Here is a 17807-nt window from a genome sequence, read left to right as displayed (position 1 = left end):
CGCATGGCGTTTCATGAGATACGATTTCCGGCCAATCTGAGTTTTGGATCTGTAGGCGGCCCCGAGCGGCGCACTGACATCGTGACCCTTGCCAATGGCTTTGAGGAACGCAACACCCCGTGGGCGCATTCGCGGCGCCGCTATGACGCCGGGTTGGGCTTGCGCTCGCTGGACGACGTCGCGACCGTCATTGCCTTCTTTGAGGCCCGGCAAGGCCAATTGATCGGGTTTCGCTGGAAAGATTGGAGCGACTACAAGTCCGCCCTTCCTTCGGCGGAAATCACGCCAACCGATCAGCTGATCGGTATCGGTGATGAGGTCGAGACGGTGTTTCCGCTGACCAAAACCTACCGGTCCGGTGAGAATATCTATCTGCGTCCCATCACCAAGCCAGTGGCTGGAACAGTCCGCATCGCGATTGGCGGCGATCCGTTGCAGGAGACGATTGACTACACCGTGGATCATCTCACCGGGCTGGTGACCTTTCTGCACCCGCCCGATATCGCCGCAGAGGTCCGCGCCGGGTATGAGTTTGACGTGCCGGTCCGGTTTGACACCGATGCCATCATGGCCGCGATCTCGAATTTTCAGGCTGGCGAAGCCCCCAATGTGCCGATTGTCGAGGTCCGGGTATGACGGCTGATGATCTGATCGCCCATCTCGCAACCGGCGCGACGCATGTGTGTAACTGCTGGGCCATCAACCGTCGCGACGGTGTCACGCTGGGTTTCACGGATCATGACCTGCCGCTGCAGTTCGATGGCATTGATTTCATGCCCGAAAGCGGGCTGAGCGCCCGCGCGTTGTCCAGCACCACAGGTCTGTCGGTCAACAACACCGAGACGATTGGTGTTCTGCAGGATGATGCCATCACCGAAGCCGATATCGAGGCAGGCCGCTATGATGGCGCCACCGTTACCACGTGGCTGGTCCAATGGGACAGCATCGACAATCGCGTGGTCCGCTTTGTCGGGACGATCGGCGAGATGACCCGTGCCGATGGTGGTTTTCAGGCCGAGCTGCGTGGCCTGACGGATGCATTGAACCAGCCGCAGGGCCGATCTTTCCTGCGCAACTGCAGTGCAATTCTTGGCGATGCGCGCTGTACGGTTGATCTGGCAGACCCTGCCTATTTCTTTGAGCAGCCCGTCACCACGGTGCAGTCCAGCCAGTTCTTTGGTTTCACTGACATCGCGGGCTTTAACGATCGCTGGTTTGAGGCTGGCGAGCTTCGTGTCCTGTCCGGCGCCGCTGCCGGGCTGTCGGCGGTTATCAAGGCCGATAAGACGGGGCTCGCGGATCGTATGATGACCCTATGGCAGCCCTTGGGCGCTGCGGTGATGCCGGGTGATCTCGTGCGGGTGACGGCCGGCTGTGACAAGCGTTCCAAGACCTGCGCGCAGAAGTTTTCCAACCTGATCAATTTTCAGGGTTTTCCGGATATCCCCGGTGAAGACTGGCTGATGGATGTCCCCCGAAACGATGGCCAGAATACCGGCGGAAGCCGAAGCCGATGACGCGCGCCCTTGTCAATGCCGCGCGGGGCTGGATCGGCACCCCATATATGCATCAGGCCGCGGTCAAAGGCGCTGGCTGCGACTGCCTGGGTCTTTTGCGGGGCGTCTGGGCGGATGTCTTTGGCGCAGAGCCTGAAAAAGTGCCGTCATATACCGCCGACTGGTCCGAGCCGCAGGGGCGCGAACTGCTGTTCGAGGCTGCCTGCCGTCATATGACGCCTTTGACAGATACACCTTTGCAATCGGGGCAGGTGCTGTTGTTTCGGATGCGTCAGGGTGCGGTTGCCAAGCATCTGGGCATTCTGGCCGAAGCAGGCGTCGTCCCGACCTTCATTCATGCCTATGCGGGTCACGGTGTGATCGAAAGCCCGCTTTCCGCCCCGTGGCGCCGCCGGATCGCCGCTCGCTTTGCCGTTTCAGAAGGAACATATTGATGGCTACGATTGCATTATCTGCGGCGGGGATGGCCCTTGGCGGGTCTATCGGCGGATCGGTTCTGGGCCTTTCCATGGCCACGATTGGCCGGGCCGCCGGTGCCATGATTGGCCGGCGCATTGACCAGCAGATCATGGGGGCGGGCAGCGAACCGGTAGAGACCGGTCGGATTGACCGCTTTCGGTTGACCGGTGCCAGTGAGGGCGCTGATATTCAGCAGATCTATGGCCGGATGCGCGTGCCTGGGCAGGTGATCTGGGCCAGCCAGTTTCGCGAAACCAGCAAGACCCAGGGCGGCGGCAAGGGCAGCCCCCCGCAGCCAAAAACGACGACCTATGCCTATAGTGTCAGTATGGCCGTCGCATTATGTGAGGGTGAGATCAGCCGCGTGGGGCGGGTATGGGCCGACGGCGTCGAAGTGTCGCCGGGCGATCTGAACATGCGGGTCTATCCCGGATCGCCAGATCAATTGCCCGATCCGAAAATCGCGGCGGTTGAAGGTTTGGAGAATACGCCCGCCTATCGTGGGACGGCCTATGTGGTGTTCGAAGATCTCGCGTTGGGTCAGTTCGGCAACCGCATTCCACAGTTCACGTTCGAGGTTGCCAGACCGTCCGGCCTTGCCGTGGCGGATGATCTGCATGACACCGTGCAGGCCGTCGCGTTGATCCCCGGGACGGGCGAATATGCCATGGCGACAACGCCGGTTTACCTGTCCCCCTCATATGGCGCGTTTGTCCCGATCAACACAAATACCCCCCTTGGCGGCACAGATTTTGCGGTCTCGATGCAGGCCTTGCAGGATGAGGTGCCGCGCTGCAAATCGGTGATGACGGTTGTGTCCTGGTTCGGTGATGATTTGCGCTGCGCCGATTGTAACGTCCAGCCAAAGGTCGAGCAGAAAGACGTTGATGCGGATGCGATGCCGTGGCGTGTCGCGGGTGTCACCCGCGCCCAGGCGGCCCGTATCCCCTTGCGCGACGGTCAGCCGGTTTATGGCGGAACGCCGACTGATGCCTCTGTCGTCGAGGCCATTCGGGATATGAAACAGCGTGGGCTGGACCCGGTGTTTTATCCCTTCATCCTGATGGATCAGCTTGATGACAACGCCCTGCCAAATCCGTGGACGGGGGAGGTGGGACAGCCCGCCTTGCCATGGCGCGGGCGGATCACGACATCCCTCGCGCCGACCCTGGCCGGAACCGTCGATGGCACAGCTGCCGCCGCTGCCGAAGTTGACGCGTTCATGGGGACCGCCGCGATTGATGATTTTACCATTGTCGGCACCCGGGTGAATTACGCCGGTCCGGACGCATGGGGCTACCGTCGATTTATCCTGCATTATGCGCATCTTTGTGCTGCCGCCGGCGGTGTGCCGGCGTTCTGCATCGGATCGGAAATGCGCAGTCTGACGCAGATCCGGGGTGCGGCTGGATCATTCCCCGCGGTGGCTGCGTTCCGCCAGCTTGCCGCTGACGTTCGGGCGATTCTGGGGCCTGATTGCAAGATCAGTTATGCTGCCGACTGGTCCGAATATCACGGTTACCAACCTGCCGGGACGGGCGATAAGTACTTTCACCTTGATCCGCTATGGGCGGACCCGAATATCGATTTCATCGGCGTCGACAATTATATGCCGCTTGCTGATTGGCGGGATGGGGAGACGCATCTCGATGCCGCTGCGGGGTCGATATACGACCTTGGCTACTTGCAATCAAATGTTGCTGGCGGCGAGGGATATGACTGGTTCTATAGCACGCCCGAGGCGCGGGATGCGCAACGTCGCACCGCCATTACCGATGGTGCGGGGGAGCCATGGGTCTGGCGCTACAAGGATTTTGTCGGCTGGTGGTCCAATCAGCACCATGACCGGATCGGTGGCGTGCGCCAATCCACCCCGTCGCCCTGGTTGCCGCAAAGCAAGCCGATCTGGTTTACCGAGTTTGGCTGCGCGGCGATAGACAAGGGGGCCAACCAGCCCAACAAGTTTCTGGACCCGAAATCATCTGAATCGCAATTGCCATATTATTCAAACGGCAATCGGGATGATTTCATCCAGATGCAATATATTCGTGCGGTACATGCGCATTTCGAGGACCCCGCGAATAACCCGGTCTCTATCGAATATGACGGGTCAATGATCGCAACCGACCGGATGCATGTCTGGGCCTGGGATGCGCGGCCTTTTCCGTTTTTTCCCGGCAATCGCGCCCTGTGGTCGGATTGCGACAATTATGTGCGGGGGCATTGGCTGAATGGGCGGGCAACGAACAGATCGCTGGCCTCTGTTGTGGCCGAGATCTGTTCCCAGTCAGGTGTGACGCAGTTTGATGTGTCCCGGCTCTACGGCGTCCTGCGCGGCTATGGCGTGCCAAACGGCATGTCGGCCCGGGCAGCCTTGCAGCCCTTGATGCTGGCCTATGGTTTTGACGCGGTCGAGCGGAACGGCGTTTTGGTGTTCGAAAATCGCGATGGTCGCACGGATCATGTAATCACCGATGACACGCTGGCCATTGATCCCGAGCAGGATCAATCGGTCGTGCTGACACGCGCGCCCGCGATGGAAATCGCAAGCCGTGTGCAGCTCAGCTACCTCAATGCCGACGGTGATTATGAAACCGTTGCGTCCGAAGCGGTTGACCCTGACGCGGTAAGCTTTGCACTGACGCGGTCGGAAACCTCGCTGGCGCTGACCCGTGGAGAGGGGCAGCATGTTGCGTCGCGTTGGCTGCAAGAGGCGCGCGTGGCCCGTAACAGCGCCAGCTTTGCGTTGCCCCCCTCACAATTGGATGTGGATGCCGGCGATGTCGTTTCGCTGGAAACCGCAATGCATAGCGGCCTCTATCGGATCGACCGGGTCGAGGCGGCTGGTCTGCGTCTGGCTGAGGCAACCCGCATCGACGCAGAGACTTATGAACCGCTTGCCACCGGTCAGGACGAGATGACCCTGACGCCTTTCGTCGGTCCGGTCCCGGTTGAGTTGATGTTTCTCGATTTGCCGCTGCTCACCGGGGACGAAGACCCCACCAGCCCCTATGTCGCGACCGGTGGCCAACCTTGGCCGGGAAGTGTCGCGGTCTATGGCGCCGCGCAGGATAGCGGGTATGTTTTGCAGGACATCTTTGATGCGCCCGCAACGATCGGCCTGACCCAGACCCCGCTTGCACGCGGCCCGGTTGGCATTTGGGATCGGCAGGCCGGATTTGAGGTGCGCATGCTCAACGGAGAGTTAAGCAGTGCGACGGTTGATGCCCTGCTGTCTGGTGCAAACCTATGTGCAATCGGCGACGGGACATCGGATGGATGGGAGATCATCCAGTTTCGTGACGTGATCCCGCGCCCTGACAATCGGTTCCAATTACAGGGTCTGCTGCGCGGGCAGGCAGGGAGTCGCGGCTTGATGCCTGATTTGTGGCCCCCTGAAAGCCAATGTGTGATCCTGGACGGCACCCCCCGGCAGATCACAATTCCGACAGCGGCGCGCGGCACACAACGGCATTTCCGCTATGGCCCCGCAAAGCGCCCGTTCACCGATCCCAGCTTTCGCTATGTCACAGACAGCTTTGCCGGCAATGGTTTGCGCCCCTATCCGGTCGTGCATTTGCGGACCACGCCATCGGCGGCGGGGGTTCGTTTTGATTGGATCCGCTGCAGCCGCATCGACGGCGACATCTGGGCCGATGGCGATATCCCACTGGGCGAAGAGACTGAATCCTATCAGGTCCGCGTATTCCAGAACGGCATCCTTCAGCGGCAGGATGTCGTTGCCGAGCCGACATGGGTTTATGATGACGCTGACCGGATCGCAGAGGTCGGGAATGCGCCTTACCGCGTTGAAATTGCGCAGATTTCTGCACGGTTCGGGGCGGGGCCGCCGGTTGGCATGACGGTCTCCTGAGGCCTCAGATGCGCCATGCTGGACTTGCAGATATAGAGGCGGCGGCCCGCGTCTTGCGCCTTGTCGCACCCGCCGCGCGTCATCAGGTGATCGCGCAGCTTTGCGATGCTGCCGATCTTGCGGACAAATATCGCAAGCGATTGGGGCGCGCCCACCCGGTCTTGGGGCATGGTACGTTGATGTCGGCTGCATATTGCCTACCAATGGCGTCGCGGCCATCTGCCACTGATCCCGCATATCTGGCCTGTTTGCAGGTGGTCACGGGCCATTTGGAGCGCAGGGCGATCCATCACAGGCGCTGATCTGTCATATCACTGCTTTGCACTTGGCGAACCGGCCCAAGCTGGACTAAACCTTAGGTTCCACACCAAGGAACACTGCTATGGCTGACCCACGTCCGACACTGACAGAAATTGACCCGGTTTGGCACCGCATCTGCGAAGAGGCGGAAGCCGCCATTGTGTCAGAGCCGCTGATGGGCGGGCTTGTCCACGCCGGCGTGCTGCATCACGCCACGTTCGAGCGTGCGCTGGCCTATCGTTTGTCGATGAAGCTGGCCTCGCCCGAGATGTCGGAACAGATTTTGCGCGAGATTGCGGATGCAGCCTATGCGGCGGCCCCTGAATTGCCGGCGGCCGCACGGGCGGATCTGGTTGCGATCTTTGATCGTGATCCGGCCTGCCACCGGTTCATGCAGCCTTTGCTGTTTTTCAAGGGCTTTCAGGCGGTGCAATCATATCGGCTGGGTCACTGGCTGTGGGCGAATGACCGCAAGGACCTGGCCTATTACGTGCAGATGCGCGTCAGCGAGACCTTTGGCGTCGATATCCACCCGGCCGCCCGTATCGGGCAGGGGATCATGATTGATCACGCCCATTCCATCGTTGTTGGGGAAACGGCCGTCGTTGGCGACAATGTGTCGATGCTGCATTCCGTGACCCTTGGCGGTACGGGCAAGGAAGATGATGACCGCCACCCCAAAATCGGTGATGGCGTCCTGATCGGCGCGGGCGCAAAGGTATTGGGGAATATCAGTGTCGGGCATTGCAGTAGAATTGCTGCGGGTTCGGTTGTGCTGGAGGACATTCCGCCGATGAAAACTGTTGCAGGTGTTCCCGCAAAGATCGTGGGCGAGGCGGGCTGCGCGCAACCGTCGCGGACCATGGATCAAATGCTGGCCCGCTAGCGCGACAGCGCTGGGCCAGCCAGAAACAGACGCCGCACAAACTGCCGCTGCTGCTTGAGCGTTCGTTCGAAAACGGCCGCAAGCCCCAGACAGATGACCAGCGTCGCGCCAAGCAAGATCAGGTCCGACGCGGGCAGGTCCGCAAAGCTGGCAAGCCATGGTTTCAGAAATTGCAGCAGCGGATAATGGAACAGGTAAATCGTGAAGCTGCACGAGGCGAGGTATCGCACAATGCGCGCGCTGCCCGTTTCAACGCCATCGGCCTTGCAGAGCGCATGAACACCAAGAAGGTGGATCACCGTCAGGCAGGCCAGCATGAAATCCCAGACAGGCGCGTCAGAGAAACGAAGCCCGTGATATTGCGCGGGCGATAGAAAGCCGCGCATGAAGTCTGTCAGGTCGGCTCTGACATCGCTCATCAACAGGGCGATGTAGATCACCGGCGGCAACACCGCCATGACGACGGCCAGCGGCTTTGCGACCAGTCCGGACGTGCCTATGCGCCAGTATAGGTAGACCCCCATCAACCAACACGGCATCAGTAGCAGAACGTTCACCCCGAACAGAACGCACATGGCGGCGATCAACAGCCATCGCACAGCACCTGAGAGAAAGAAGAACACGGCGAACAGGGCGTAATAGGCGGCCTCGTAAGACAGCGACCAATAGGGGCCATTGGTGCCAAGACGCGTCGCAAGACCTGTCCATTCGTTTGCGAAGGTCAAACCGAATGCAAGCTGCTCCCAAAAGGCCAGCGGGTTGTAGAACTGGCCTGCATAGAATTCCGGAAACATGGATGCGCCCAGATTATCGAGCGCAAAGCCGATTAAAACCGCTGGAATGGCCACGGACAAAAACCGGCTTGCCCGCGCGAATGCAAAGCTTCCCAGCGCGGTTTCCTTTGTCTTGGCGCAATAGGTGATGACAAAGCCCGACAGCACAAAAAATATCACAACCGCATCGCTGCCAAGATAAAGATCGCGGATCCAGATATAGCGCCCGTCGGTAAAGCGCGGGTAGGCAAAGTGCGACAGCAGAACCACCAGGGCTGCGGCGGCGCGAATCCCGTCAATATATACCGAAAACCCCCGGTTCATTCTTTGATATCGGCTTTCGGTTCACTTGCAGTCCGACTGTTTCGAGAGATAACGCCAAAGGCGTCTTTGAACGGCACAAGCAAGGCGTCTTTCAGCGATGGATGGGGCTGTTCGATGCGTTGGCCTGCCATGTCGCCAAGGCCGAAACGGATGATCTCTTCTTCCTGCGGGACGTAGAGCGTGCCAAACATCCAGTCCCAGAAGGCAAAGACCTCGCCATAGTTTTTGTTGTAGTGGCGCCGTTCAATGGAGTGGTGGATCTGGTGCTGTGCGGGTGAGATGAAGACATGTTCCAGCACCCGCCCATAGCTTAGCCAGATATGCGTGTGACGCAGATTTGATCCCAGCATGTTGAACAGGAAGTAGAACGCATTGGCACCGAATATCGTGGTCAGCGACATATCCCCGGTAAATGCCGCGACCAACAGACCCTGGGTTGTCCCGATACAGATGGATTTCAGAATATTTGAAAAAATGTCGTAAACCGGATGCTTTCGGTAGACGGTGACCGGGGTCATCACCTCGGCGCTGTGGTGAACCGAATGAAACGGCCAGAAGAACGGGTGTTCATGGTGTATCCGGTGGACCCAATAGACCGCGAAATCAGTGGCCAGCACAAACAAAAACGTGGCCACAATCGGGTGAAGCGCCAGTCCAAAACCGGCGACACCCAGATTAGAGATGATAAGCGCCGCAATCAGCGAGCTGAAAGTTACCAGTTGAAATAGCCCGACCAGTGCAAAGACCCGCCCGATGACGAACAGTTTGATATCCACAAAATGCGATGGGTGCAGATAGACTTTCTTGGGAAACACCCAGGCCCAGAAGCGATCAGCGGGTTTCTTGCGCACAAAAATGATCGCTGCAATGACGATCATTGTCACAAGGTAGACAGGCCACAACCTGCTGCCCCATCCGCCCAGACTATTGCTTAACACATCCAACAAGGCCGGATTCCCCTGATTTCGCCCCAAATCCTTAAGCTCTTGGGGCCGAATATAGGGCAACTATGCAGTTTTTAGGGCATTCATCGACTAAAATCATGCCATCGGCAGTCTGGGCCGATGGCATGAGGTTTCCGTCGTCAGGCAAGCATGGTCATCGGGTTTTCAAGATTGTCCTTGATCGCCTGCAGCAGGTTGGCGCCAAGTGCGCCGTCGATCACACGGTGGTCGACCGACAGGGTGGTCGACATCACCGTGCCCACCGCCAGTTCGCCATCTTCGCCGACGATGGGCTTTTTCACGCCTGCACCCACAGCCAGAATAGCCGCATGAGGCGGGTTGATGATCGCGTCGAAATTGTCGATGCCGAACATGCCCAGGTTCGAGATTGCAAAGCTGCCGCCTTGGTATTCATGCGGGGCCAATTTGCGTTCGCGGGCGCGGCCGGCCAGGTCTTTCATCTCTGCCGACAGCGCTGAGAGCGATTTCATATCCGCGTCCTTCAGCACGGGCGTGAACAAGCCGCCTTCAATCGCGACGGCGACGGCCACATCCGACTTTTCGAATTTCAGCGTTCGGTCACCTGCCCAGACGGCGTTGGCTTCGGGAACCTGCTGCAGTGCAAGTGCGCAGGCCTTGATGATAAAGTCGTTGACCGACAGTTTGACGCCGCGCGGTTCCAACTGCTTGTTCAACTGGCTGCGGAATTTCAGCAGCGCATCAAGGTTGATATCCCGGCGCAGGTAGAAATGCGGGACCGACTGCTTGGCCTCGGTCAGGCGGGCGGCGATTGTCTTGCGCATGCCGTCCAGCTTGACCTCTTCGAAGGGGCGGCCTTCGTAGGTTTTGATCACCACGTCGGTGCTTGGGCCGGCAGCCATTGCAGCAGCTGCTGGTGCTTCGGCTTTGGATGCAGGGGCGGCGGCGCTGGTCTTGGCGCCGGGTTTGGCGTTTTCGACATCGGCCTTGACGATGCGGCCATGCGGGCCGGTGCCCTTGATATCGGCCAGATCAAGCCCCTTATCCGCCGCAATCCGGCGCGCCAGAGGCGAGGCAAAGATGCGGTTGCCATCCTTGGTCGGTGCGGCAGGTGCGGGCTGCGAGGCGGCGGCAGCAGCAGGCGCCGCAGCCGGTTCATCAGCGGGCGCTTTCGCAGGTGTGCCCGCGCTGCCGACATCGCCGATATCATCGGCGCTTTCGCCGTCTTCCAGCAGCACGGCGATCACGTCATTAACCTTGACGCCTTCGGTGCCTCCGGGAACGACGATCTTGCCGATTGTGCCTTCATCGACAGCTTCAAATTCCATCGTGGCCTTGTCGGTCTCGATCTCGGCCATGACATCGCCGGAGGATACCGTGTCGCCTTCCTTGACGAGCCATTTGGCCAGCGTGCCTTCTTCCATTGTGGGTGAGAGGGCGGGCATCAGGATTTCGGTGGGCATTAGGATATCTCCTCGACGCAGACACGATTGAAAGGGGCAGGGGCAGTGGATGCCCCATGTCTTGTGGCAAGTATGTCAGGCAAATGCCGGGTCACCCATTTCTTGCGGGCAACTTCCCCGGCTGTGGCGCCGCAAGCGGTGTCCAGCAGGCTGCGGGGCATGACAAACCGGTATTTGGCATCGCCATCCTTGGCCGTGAACATGATTTCGGCGCCGCCATCCCGGCTGCAAAGGGGGCTGTGTTTCATGGCCACCCCTACCGGTAGGTCACTTGTTTGACGGCAGCAACGACCTCGTCCGTGGTGACAAGGGCGTGTTTTTCCAGGTTGGCCGCATATGGCATAGGCACATCTTTACCGGTGCAATTGATCACCGGGGCATCCAGATAGTCAAAGGCCTGCTGCATGATCACGCTGCTGATATAGCCGCCGACGGATCCTTGGGGCCAACCTTCCTCGACCGTGACGCAGCGATTGGTTTTGCGGACAGATGCAAGGATCGTGTCGGTATCCATCGGGCGCAGCGAGCGTAGGTTGATGACCTCGGCATTGATCCCGTCCTCGGCCAGCTTTTCGGCGGCCTGCAAGGCATATGTCATCCCGATGCCAAAGCTGACAATCGTCACGTCATCACCGGCGCGTTCGATCCTGGCCTTGCCGAACGGGATGGTGAAATCATCCATCACAGGCACGTCGAACGACTTGCCATAGAGGATTTCGTTTTCAAGGAAGATCACCGGGTTGGGGTCGCGGATGGCGGTCTTCATCAGCCCTTTCGCATCGGCGGCGGAATAGGGCATGACCACTTTCAGACCAGGGATCTGCATGTACCACGCCGCATAGTCTTGGCTGTGTTGCGCGCCCACGCGGGCCGCGGCGCCATTGGGGCCACGAAATACCATTGGCGCACCCATCTGACCACCGGACATATACAACGTCTTTGCGGCAGAGTTGATAATATGATCAATGGCTTGCATGGCGAAGTTAAACGTCATGAACTCGACAATCGGCTTCAATCCACCAAAGGCCGCACCAACGCCGATACCGGCAAACCCGTGCTCTGTAATTGGTGTGTCGATGACGCGCTTGGCCCCGAATTCATCCAGCAGACCCTGCGAGATCTTATAGGCGCCCTGGTATTCGGCGACCTCTTCACCCATCAAAAAGACATCCTCGTCCCGGCGCATTTCCTCGGCCATCGCATCGCGCAAGGCTTCGCGGACGGTGGTTTGCTTGACCTCCACATCTGCATCCCAATCGGGGGTTGCATCGGGGACGGGGGCATCGGGGGCCGCGGCGGCAGGTGCTGTGGCCGGGGGTGCATCTGCCGGTTCGGCGGCGGGTGTATCTGCGTCGGCCTTTGGGGCCGTTGCATCAGGCACGTCTTCGCCGTCTTCAACTAGCACAGCGATTGGGGTGTTCACCTTCACACCTTCGGTACCTTCGGCGATCAGGATCTTGCCCACGATGCCTTCATCAACGGCTTCGAATTCCATCGTGGCCTTGTCGGTTTCGATTTCGGCCATGATGTCGCCGGATGACACGGTGTCACCTTCCTTGACCAGCCATTTGGCCAATGTGCCTTCTTCCATAGTGGGCGAGAGGGCGGGCATAAGAATTTCGGTTGCCATGGCTCAAGCCTCCTGCGGGATTTCAGTTGCGTAGATATCTGTCCAAAGTTCGTCCAGGGCAGGTTCCGGGCTTTCCTTGGAGAATTCTGCAGCCTCGTTCACGACGCCCTTGATCTCTTTATCGATCGCCTTGAGGTCATCCTCGGAGGCATGTTTGCCGGTCAGCAGCATTTCGCGGATCTGTTCGATGGGATCACGTTCATCGCGCATCTTCTGCACCTCTTCGCGGGTCCGGTATTTTGCCGGATCCGACATGGAGTGGCCGCGATAGCGGTATGTTTTCACTTCCAGAATGTAGGGCCCTTTGCCCGCACGACAATGGGCAACAGCGCGTTCGCCAGCCTCTTTGACGGCCAATACATTCATCCCGTCAACCTCTTCACCGGGAATGCCATAGGCTGCGCCACGTTCCCACAGCGAAGGCGACTTTGTGGATCGTTTCACAGACGTACCCATGGCGTATTGGTTGTTTTCAATGACAAAAACGACAGGCAGATCCCAAAGCTCGGCCATGTTATAGGTCTCGTAAACCTGCCCCTGGTTTGCAGCCCCATCGCCAAAATAAGCGAAGGTCACGCGGTCATTGCCCTTATACTTGTCCGAGAATGCCAGCCCGGCCCCCAGTGGAACCTGTGCGGCAACAATTCCGTGGCCACCATAGAAATGTTTCTCTTTCGAGAACATGTGCATGGAGCCGCCCTTGCCCTTGGAAAAGCCGCCTTCACGACCGGTCAGCTCGGCCATGATCCCTTTGGGGTCCATTCCGCAGGCCAGCATATGCCCGTGATCGCGATAGGACGTGACCCGCTTGTCACCTTCCTCGGCCGCTGCTTCCAGACCGACGACAACAGCCTCTTGTCCGATATACAGGTGGCAGAACCCACCGATCAGACCCATGCCGTAAAGCTGGCCAGCCTTTTCCTCGAATCTTCTGATCAGCAGCATTTCTCGGTAATGCCCCAATAATTCCTCGGCTGAGACATTGGGTTTCGCGGCGGCCTTTTTGGGTGGCATCAGTGGTCCTCCAACAGCTTCCAAAACTAGTTTAGCGTTAAACTATTTTTTAAAGCATGCCTTTGGCAAAGGCGAGAGTCAAATTGACCCTCAGTCACCCGCTGGGCGCATGTCCGTTTTGTCGCTAGCGGATAACAACTTCGTCCGCGCGGATCAGGCCCAGCACGTCGCGGGCCTGTTCATCAAGCAGGTCCAGATCAAGGAAATTATCTGACAGGCGCGAGGTGAGGTTTTCCATCCGGGCGACCTCGGCCTCAAGCGTTTCCAGCCTTGCAGCCAATGTGGCACCTTCGGCGCGCACTTCGATCCGCTTGAAGATCCCGTAGTCCCCTTGGACAGCGGCAAAGGTAAAATACATCCCAAGCATCAATGCGCCAAGGAAGTAGAAGACCATGCCAAGTGGGGGACGATTTTGTCGCAATGTGATGCCTGCCCGTAATGTCGCGTCTGTTGCGCAACTTTCGACGAGATTCGCATATTTGATTCGGCTTGTGAATCCCTAAAATGCGTATTGGTACGTAAATCGGCAATAGGCGATACGCATCTGCGTGCGTGTCCTGACAGACCCGCGCGCGATGCGTTACCGCAGAGGTTCAGCCGGCCACCGAGGCGGCAAAGACATCTTCGATCGTGGTGCTGAGGGTCTGATTGAAATCAGCGTCACTTTGATCAGCGGACAAGCCTTCTGTCAACGCGCGGGAGAAGCTGGCAATGATGCCGGTATTCTGGGCCAGTTTGGCATTCGCCTCGTCCCGGGTGTAGCCGCCGGACAGGGCGACAACGCGCATCACGTTGGGATGGTCGACCAGTGCCTGATAGATATTCGGCTGTTCGGGCAGGGTCAGTTTCAGCATGATGATCTCGTTTGGTCCCAGCGTGTTGAGATGGGCAAGGATTTCGTCGCGCAGCATTTCTTCGGCGACGGCCTTGTCGGTCATCTTGATGTTGATCTCGGGTTCCAGGATCGGCACCAGCCCGTGGCCGATCACCTGTCGGCCCACTTCAAATTGCTGGGTCACGTTTGCGGCGATGCCGGCCGCGTTGGGCTGGTTGATCACCGACCGCATCTTGGTGCCGAAAATGCCGCCCTGGGCCGCGCGCGGCAAAAGCCGGTCAAGATGATCCATGGGCTTCATCAATTGCACGCCGTCAGTCTCGTCCATCAGACCCTTGTCGATCTTCAGAAACGGGACGACACGGCGGTCTTCCCACAGGTATTGCGCCGACGGTTTGCCGCCGATCTCGCGGTCCATTGTCATCTCGAACAGGATGGCGCCGACGATTTTGGCGCCCGTGAAGGCAGGGGCGTTCACGATCCGGCTGCGCATGGCATGGATCAGGTCGAACATTTCGTCGTCATTGCTGTAGGCGTCGCTGTCGACGCCATAAGCGGCAAGCGCCTTTGGGGTGGATCCGCCACTTTGATCCAGTGCGGCGATAAATCCGTTGCCGCTGCGAACTTGTGTTGTCATTTCCTGTTTCGACATAAAAACCACCTTAATCAATGCATTGCGCGGACCCGAGCGCCCGGATGCCTTGCTTCTATGCGACCGGTGGGAACCATGCAAATATGATGGCGCTAACAGTGCGAAACAGTCTTTTCCATCAGTCGAGGTGTAGAACGTCACCCGGTTTTGATTTGATGCAGAGGAATTTTGAATCTGATCAACCAGCCGCTTCAAGCGATACTGGTCCAAATGTCGGGCAATTCTGACCAAGAGCGGACTTGCATCAAGAGTTTGGCCGACGGCGGCGCTGCGGACAAACCGGACTTTTGCTGCTGTCGCCCGATCGAGGGCCATCAGGCTACGCACGTGACCCCAAAAAATGAAGCAATTTAGTTTGGCGTTGCGATTGCAGTCGCAAAAATCTGGTAGCCGTAAAGCCTTCCGGCAGTCGCGCGGCGCTTGTACTCCGACACGAGGCCGTCAAACAGTGCCTGCCCAATTTCCCCTCTGGCAAGCATCCTCTTCGCGGACTCTTCTACCCAGGGAAGCATCTGGTCGTTGTTTAAGATAGACCGACTGACCAGATCGAAATCGGTCACCACAAAACCTGCTTGCGCGATCAAGTCGCGCAGCTTGGCAACGATATGGGGATCAGTGACAAACTCGCGAACAAAAGCTTTTGCACAAACATCAAGCGGGTCGCAGGGGCTACTACCCAGGCAGGCCTTTGAAAAATCTGCATCGCACACCACAAGGCGTCCGTCTGGTTTCAATACACGCCGTGCCTCTTGAAGCAGACGAAGTGGCTTTTCGACATGCGTGAGCACGGTATGCAAAATCAGGTTTTGGACAGAGCTGTCGTCTACCGGTATCGCGGCCCCATCCGCGACCTCGAAAGACACATTCTTTTGAAGTTGCGTGCGTTCTTTAGCTTCCCTTACGAAACCCGCCGAAGGCTCAAAACCGACAACGCGCTCGGGGTTGGCTTTGGCCGCAACTCGTCGCGTCACTGCACCGGCGCCTGCGCCGACCTCGACTGTCAGGCTGCCACTTGGAAACCGCAATTTCGCAAGATAGTTCGAGACAATGCCCTCCATCACGGGGTCTGCCTGTCGTGCATCCATAGAGTCGGCAAACGCCGCTATGAATTCCTCTCCAGCTGCATCCACATCTTGGAACGGATCGGCCATCAAAAAATGCTCCCACTCTTTTAACAAAACCTGCATAGCAGACATTCGTTGTCCATGCAGCATTGGTGTCTTTGGGCTCAATCCGGTCATCTAGTGTTTCAATCCACCATTGAGAGATTTTCTAGCTGACAATGACGGCAACGCGGACGAAGCTGCCCTTCACTCTGGGCTTCGATTGCAAACCAGTGTATCTCAACGCTCATGATAAAACACATCGCGCACTTTGCCATTCTTATTCCTGACTACGATGCTGCTTTGCGGTTTTTTACAAGCATCGGCTTTGAATGCCTCGAAGACACTCAGTTGGAAGAAGGTAAGCGTTGGGTTCGGGTCGCTCCAAAGGGTAGTCAAACAGAAATTTTGCTGGCGAAAGCAGCCACGAAGAATCAGCTTCAAACAGTAGGAAAGCAAGGCGGTGGCCGCGTCTGGCTGTTCTTAGAGACCGATGATTTCGAGGCTGATTATTCTCTACTTAAAAAAGCTGGCGTCAAATTTGAAGAGCAGCCTAGAACAGAGGCATATGGACGAGTTGTAGTTTGGAATGATCCATGGGGTAACCGCTGGGATTTGATCCAACGTACCTAGGATTGGTAGAAAACCAAATGTCCAACTTGGGCTCTCTCCAGACCTTAGCTGCAAACTGCGTAATGGTCAGCCTTACGGATTTCTCTGAATTTGGGTCAGTGTTGCGAGATAAAGATCAGGGGCGTCTGACGTTCTACGCGAGGGCCGCGACGCCGGGCAGGGTCTTGCCTTCCATCCATTCCAGGAACGCGCCGCCGGCGGTCGAGATATAGGTAAAATCCTCGGCCGCGCCCGCCTGATTGAGGGCCGCAACCGTGTCGCCACCGCCTGCAACGGAAATCAGCTGCCCTGCCTTGGACATCTCGGCCGCCTTTTTGGCGGCTGCATTTGTAGCGGCATCAAATGGTGTGATCTCGAAAGCGCCAAGCGGGCCGTTCCAGACCAGTGTCTTGGCCCGTTCCAGCAGGGCTGCGATATGGGCCACGCTGTCGGGGCCTGCATCGAGGATCATCGCATCATCCGGACAGTTTTCGACCGGCACGGTTTCGTTGTCAGCCCCTGCCTTGAATTCCCTTGCCACAACCACATCGCGGGGCAGCAGGATTTCACAGCCCGCATCAGCGGCCTTTTGAGCAATGGCGCGGGCCGTGTCGGCCAAGTCATGTTCGCAAAGTGATTTGCCCACATTGATCCCCTGTGCCGCCAGAAACGTGTTGGCCATGCCCCCGCCGATCACCAGCGCATCCACCTTGGTCACAAGATTGCCAAGCAGGTCCAGCTTGGTCGACACCTTTGCGCCGCCCACAACCGCCACGACCGGGCGGTCAGGGGTGCCAAGCGCCTTTTCCAGCGCGCCCAGCTCTTCGGCCATCAACCGGCCAGCGCAGGACGGAAGCAGCTTGGCGATGGCTTCGGTACTGGCATGCGCCCGGTGGGCTGCGGAAAACGCGTCATTGACGTAAATATCGCCCAGCGAGGCAAGGCGTTTGGCAAATTCCGGATCGTTCTTTTCCTCGCCCGGGTTAAACCGCAGGTTTTCGAGCAGCAGAACCTCGTCCCCCTCCATGTCGGCCACGGCGTCGGCATAGTCGCTGTTCACCCATGTCACGGGCAGCCCAAGAACGTCTGCAACGGCGGGTGCGATGATTTCCAAGGACATGTCGGGGACAACCTTGCCCTTGGGCCGGCCGAAATGCGCCATCAGGATAACCTTGCCGCCCTTCGCCTGAATGTCATCAACGGTTGGTATGATGCGGTCGATCCGGGTTGTGTCGGTGACCTTGCCGTCCTCAACGGGGACATTGATATCGACCCGCACCAGCGCCCGCTTGCCTGCAAAATCCATGTCATCAAGTGTCTTCCAGCCCATTGTGGCCTCCTGTCATTGCAACTTGCCGCTTAGTTGCGGCAATGGGCCGGGCGCGTCAACCGGTCCGGCTTGGCATTCGCGGTCATGCACCATATGACAGTGCGCAACACAG

At 58.3% G+C, this 17807-nt stretch carries 17 protein-coding genes; 7 read left to right on the top strand and 10 right to left on the bottom strand.

The genetic code is table 11. From position 1 onward, the window contains the following. The first annotated feature begins 3 nt into the window (after positions 1 to 3). The 6 genes from AABB31_RS05800 to cysE all read left to right on the top strand — a co-directional run bounded on the left by AABB31_RS05800 (position 4) and on the right by cysE (position 7036). Positions 4 to 636, top strand: a complete 633-nt coding sequence (locus tag AABB31_RS05800) for a DUF2460 domain-containing protein (protein ID WP_342075402.1) — start codon at positions 4 to 6, stop codon at positions 634 to 636. Then, entirely contained in the window at positions 633 to 1517 is an 885-nt protein-coding gene (locus tag AABB31_RS05795) for a DUF2163 domain-containing protein (protein ID WP_342075403.1), read from the top strand. Before AABB31_RS05800 ends, AABB31_RS05795 begins: the two co-directional genes overlap by 4 nt. Further along, a complete protein-coding gene (locus AABB31_RS05790) occupies positions 1514 to 1951 on the top strand; it encodes an NlpC/P60 family protein (protein WP_342075404.1) in 438 nt (145 codons plus the stop codon). Before AABB31_RS05795 ends, AABB31_RS05790 begins: the two co-directional genes overlap by 4 nt. Continuing rightward, positions 1951 to 5850, top strand: a complete 3900-nt coding sequence (locus tag AABB31_RS05785; protein WP_373635513.1) for a glycoside hydrolase TIM-barrel-like domain-containing protein — start codon at positions 1951 to 1953, stop codon at positions 5848 to 5850. Before AABB31_RS05790 ends, AABB31_RS05785 begins: the two co-directional genes overlap by 1 nt. An 8-nt stretch (positions 5851 to 5858) precedes the next feature. After that, entirely contained in the window at positions 5859 to 6152 is a 294-nt protein-coding gene (locus AABB31_RS05780) for a hypothetical protein (RefSeq protein ID WP_342075405.1), read from the top strand. Positions 6153 to 6232: 80 nt separating this feature from the next. Continuing rightward, positions 6233 to 7036 carry a serine O-acetyltransferase gene (gene cysE / locus AABB31_RS05775; RefSeq protein ID WP_342075406.1) on the top strand — a complete coding sequence of 268 codons (804 nt, stop codon included), beginning with the start codon at positions 6233 to 6235 and terminating at the stop codon, positions 7034 to 7036. Here the strand turns inward: cysE and AABB31_RS05770 are convergent. The 9 genes from AABB31_RS05770 to AABB31_RS05730 form a co-directional block, all read right to left on the bottom strand. Then, the gene (locus AABB31_RS05770; protein WP_342075407.1) at positions 7033 to 8133 is read right to left on the bottom strand and encodes an acyltransferase; all 1101 of its coding nucleotides are present in this window, start codon (positions 8131 to 8133) and stop codon (positions 7033 to 7035) included. The two genes, cysE and AABB31_RS05770, sit on opposite strands and share 4 nt — an antisense overlap. After that, positions 8130 to 9011: a sterol desaturase family protein gene (locus AABB31_RS05765; RefSeq protein WP_342075408.1), complete on the bottom strand. Its 882-nt coding sequence runs from the start codon at positions 9009 to 9011 to the stop codon at positions 8130 to 8132. Before AABB31_RS05765 ends, AABB31_RS05770 begins: the two co-directional genes overlap by 4 nt. A gap of 206 nt (positions 9012 to 9217) precedes the next feature. Continuing rightward, entirely contained in the window at positions 9218 to 10519 is a 1302-nt protein-coding gene (locus tag AABB31_RS05760) for a pyruvate dehydrogenase complex dihydrolipoamide acetyltransferase (protein ID WP_342075409.1), read from the bottom strand. Then, positions 10519 to 10767, bottom strand: coding sequence for a hypothetical protein (locus tag AABB31_RS05755; protein WP_342075410.1), 249 nt, complete (start codon positions 10765 to 10767; stop codon positions 10519 to 10521). The genes AABB31_RS05760 and AABB31_RS05755 overlap by 1 nt, the downstream gene beginning before the upstream one ends. Positions 10768 to 10775: 8 nt before the next feature. Next, positions 10776 to 12149, bottom strand: a complete 1374-nt coding sequence (locus AABB31_RS05750) for a pyruvate dehydrogenase complex E1 component subunit beta (protein WP_342075411.1) — start codon at positions 12147 to 12149, stop codon at positions 10776 to 10778. A gap of 3 nt (positions 12150 to 12152) precedes the next feature. Continuing rightward, complete coding sequence (gene pdhA / locus AABB31_RS05745; RefSeq protein WP_342075412.1) at positions 12153 to 13163, bottom strand: pyruvate dehydrogenase (acetyl-transferring) E1 component subunit alpha; 1011 nt, start codon at positions 13161 to 13163, stop codon at positions 12153 to 12155. Between the two features lie 124 nt (positions 13164 to 13287). Beyond that, positions 13288 to 13557, bottom strand: coding sequence for a septum formation initiator family protein (locus AABB31_RS05740; RefSeq protein WP_342075413.1), 270 nt, complete (start codon positions 13555 to 13557; stop codon positions 13288 to 13290). A gap of 199 nt (positions 13558 to 13756) precedes the next feature. Further along, positions 13757 to 14650: a fructose bisphosphate aldolase gene (locus AABB31_RS05735; RefSeq protein WP_342075414.1), complete on the bottom strand. Its 894-nt coding sequence runs from the start codon at positions 14648 to 14650 to the stop codon at positions 13757 to 13759. Between the two features lie 350 nt (positions 14651 to 15000). After that, entirely contained in the window at positions 15001 to 15891 is an 891-nt protein-coding gene (locus AABB31_RS05730) for a methyltransferase domain-containing protein (RefSeq protein WP_342075415.1), read from the bottom strand. 111 nt (positions 15892 to 16002) lie between these two features. On the opposite strand from AABB31_RS05730, the gene AABB31_RS05725 reads away from it, so the two are divergent. Beyond that, positions 16003 to 16386: a VOC family protein gene (locus tag AABB31_RS05725; RefSeq protein WP_342075416.1), complete on the top strand. Its 384-nt coding sequence runs from the start codon at positions 16003 to 16005 to the stop codon at positions 16384 to 16386. A gap of 133 nt (positions 16387 to 16519) precedes the next feature. Here the strand turns inward: AABB31_RS05725 and pgk are convergent, their stop codons facing one another. Then, positions 16520 to 17695: a phosphoglycerate kinase gene (gene pgk, locus AABB31_RS05720; protein ID WP_342075417.1), complete on the bottom strand. Its 1176-nt coding sequence runs from the start codon at positions 17693 to 17695 to the stop codon at positions 16520 to 16522. Between the last annotated feature and the right edge of the window lie 112 nt (positions 17696 to 17807).

The sequence above is a fragment of the Yoonia sp. SS1-5 genome (assembly GCF_038443705.2).
GTDB lineage: Bacteria > Pseudomonadota > Alphaproteobacteria > Rhodobacterales > Rhodobacteraceae > Yoonia > Yoonia rhodophyticola.
This window is presented reverse-complemented; position numbering and strand designations above follow the sequence as displayed.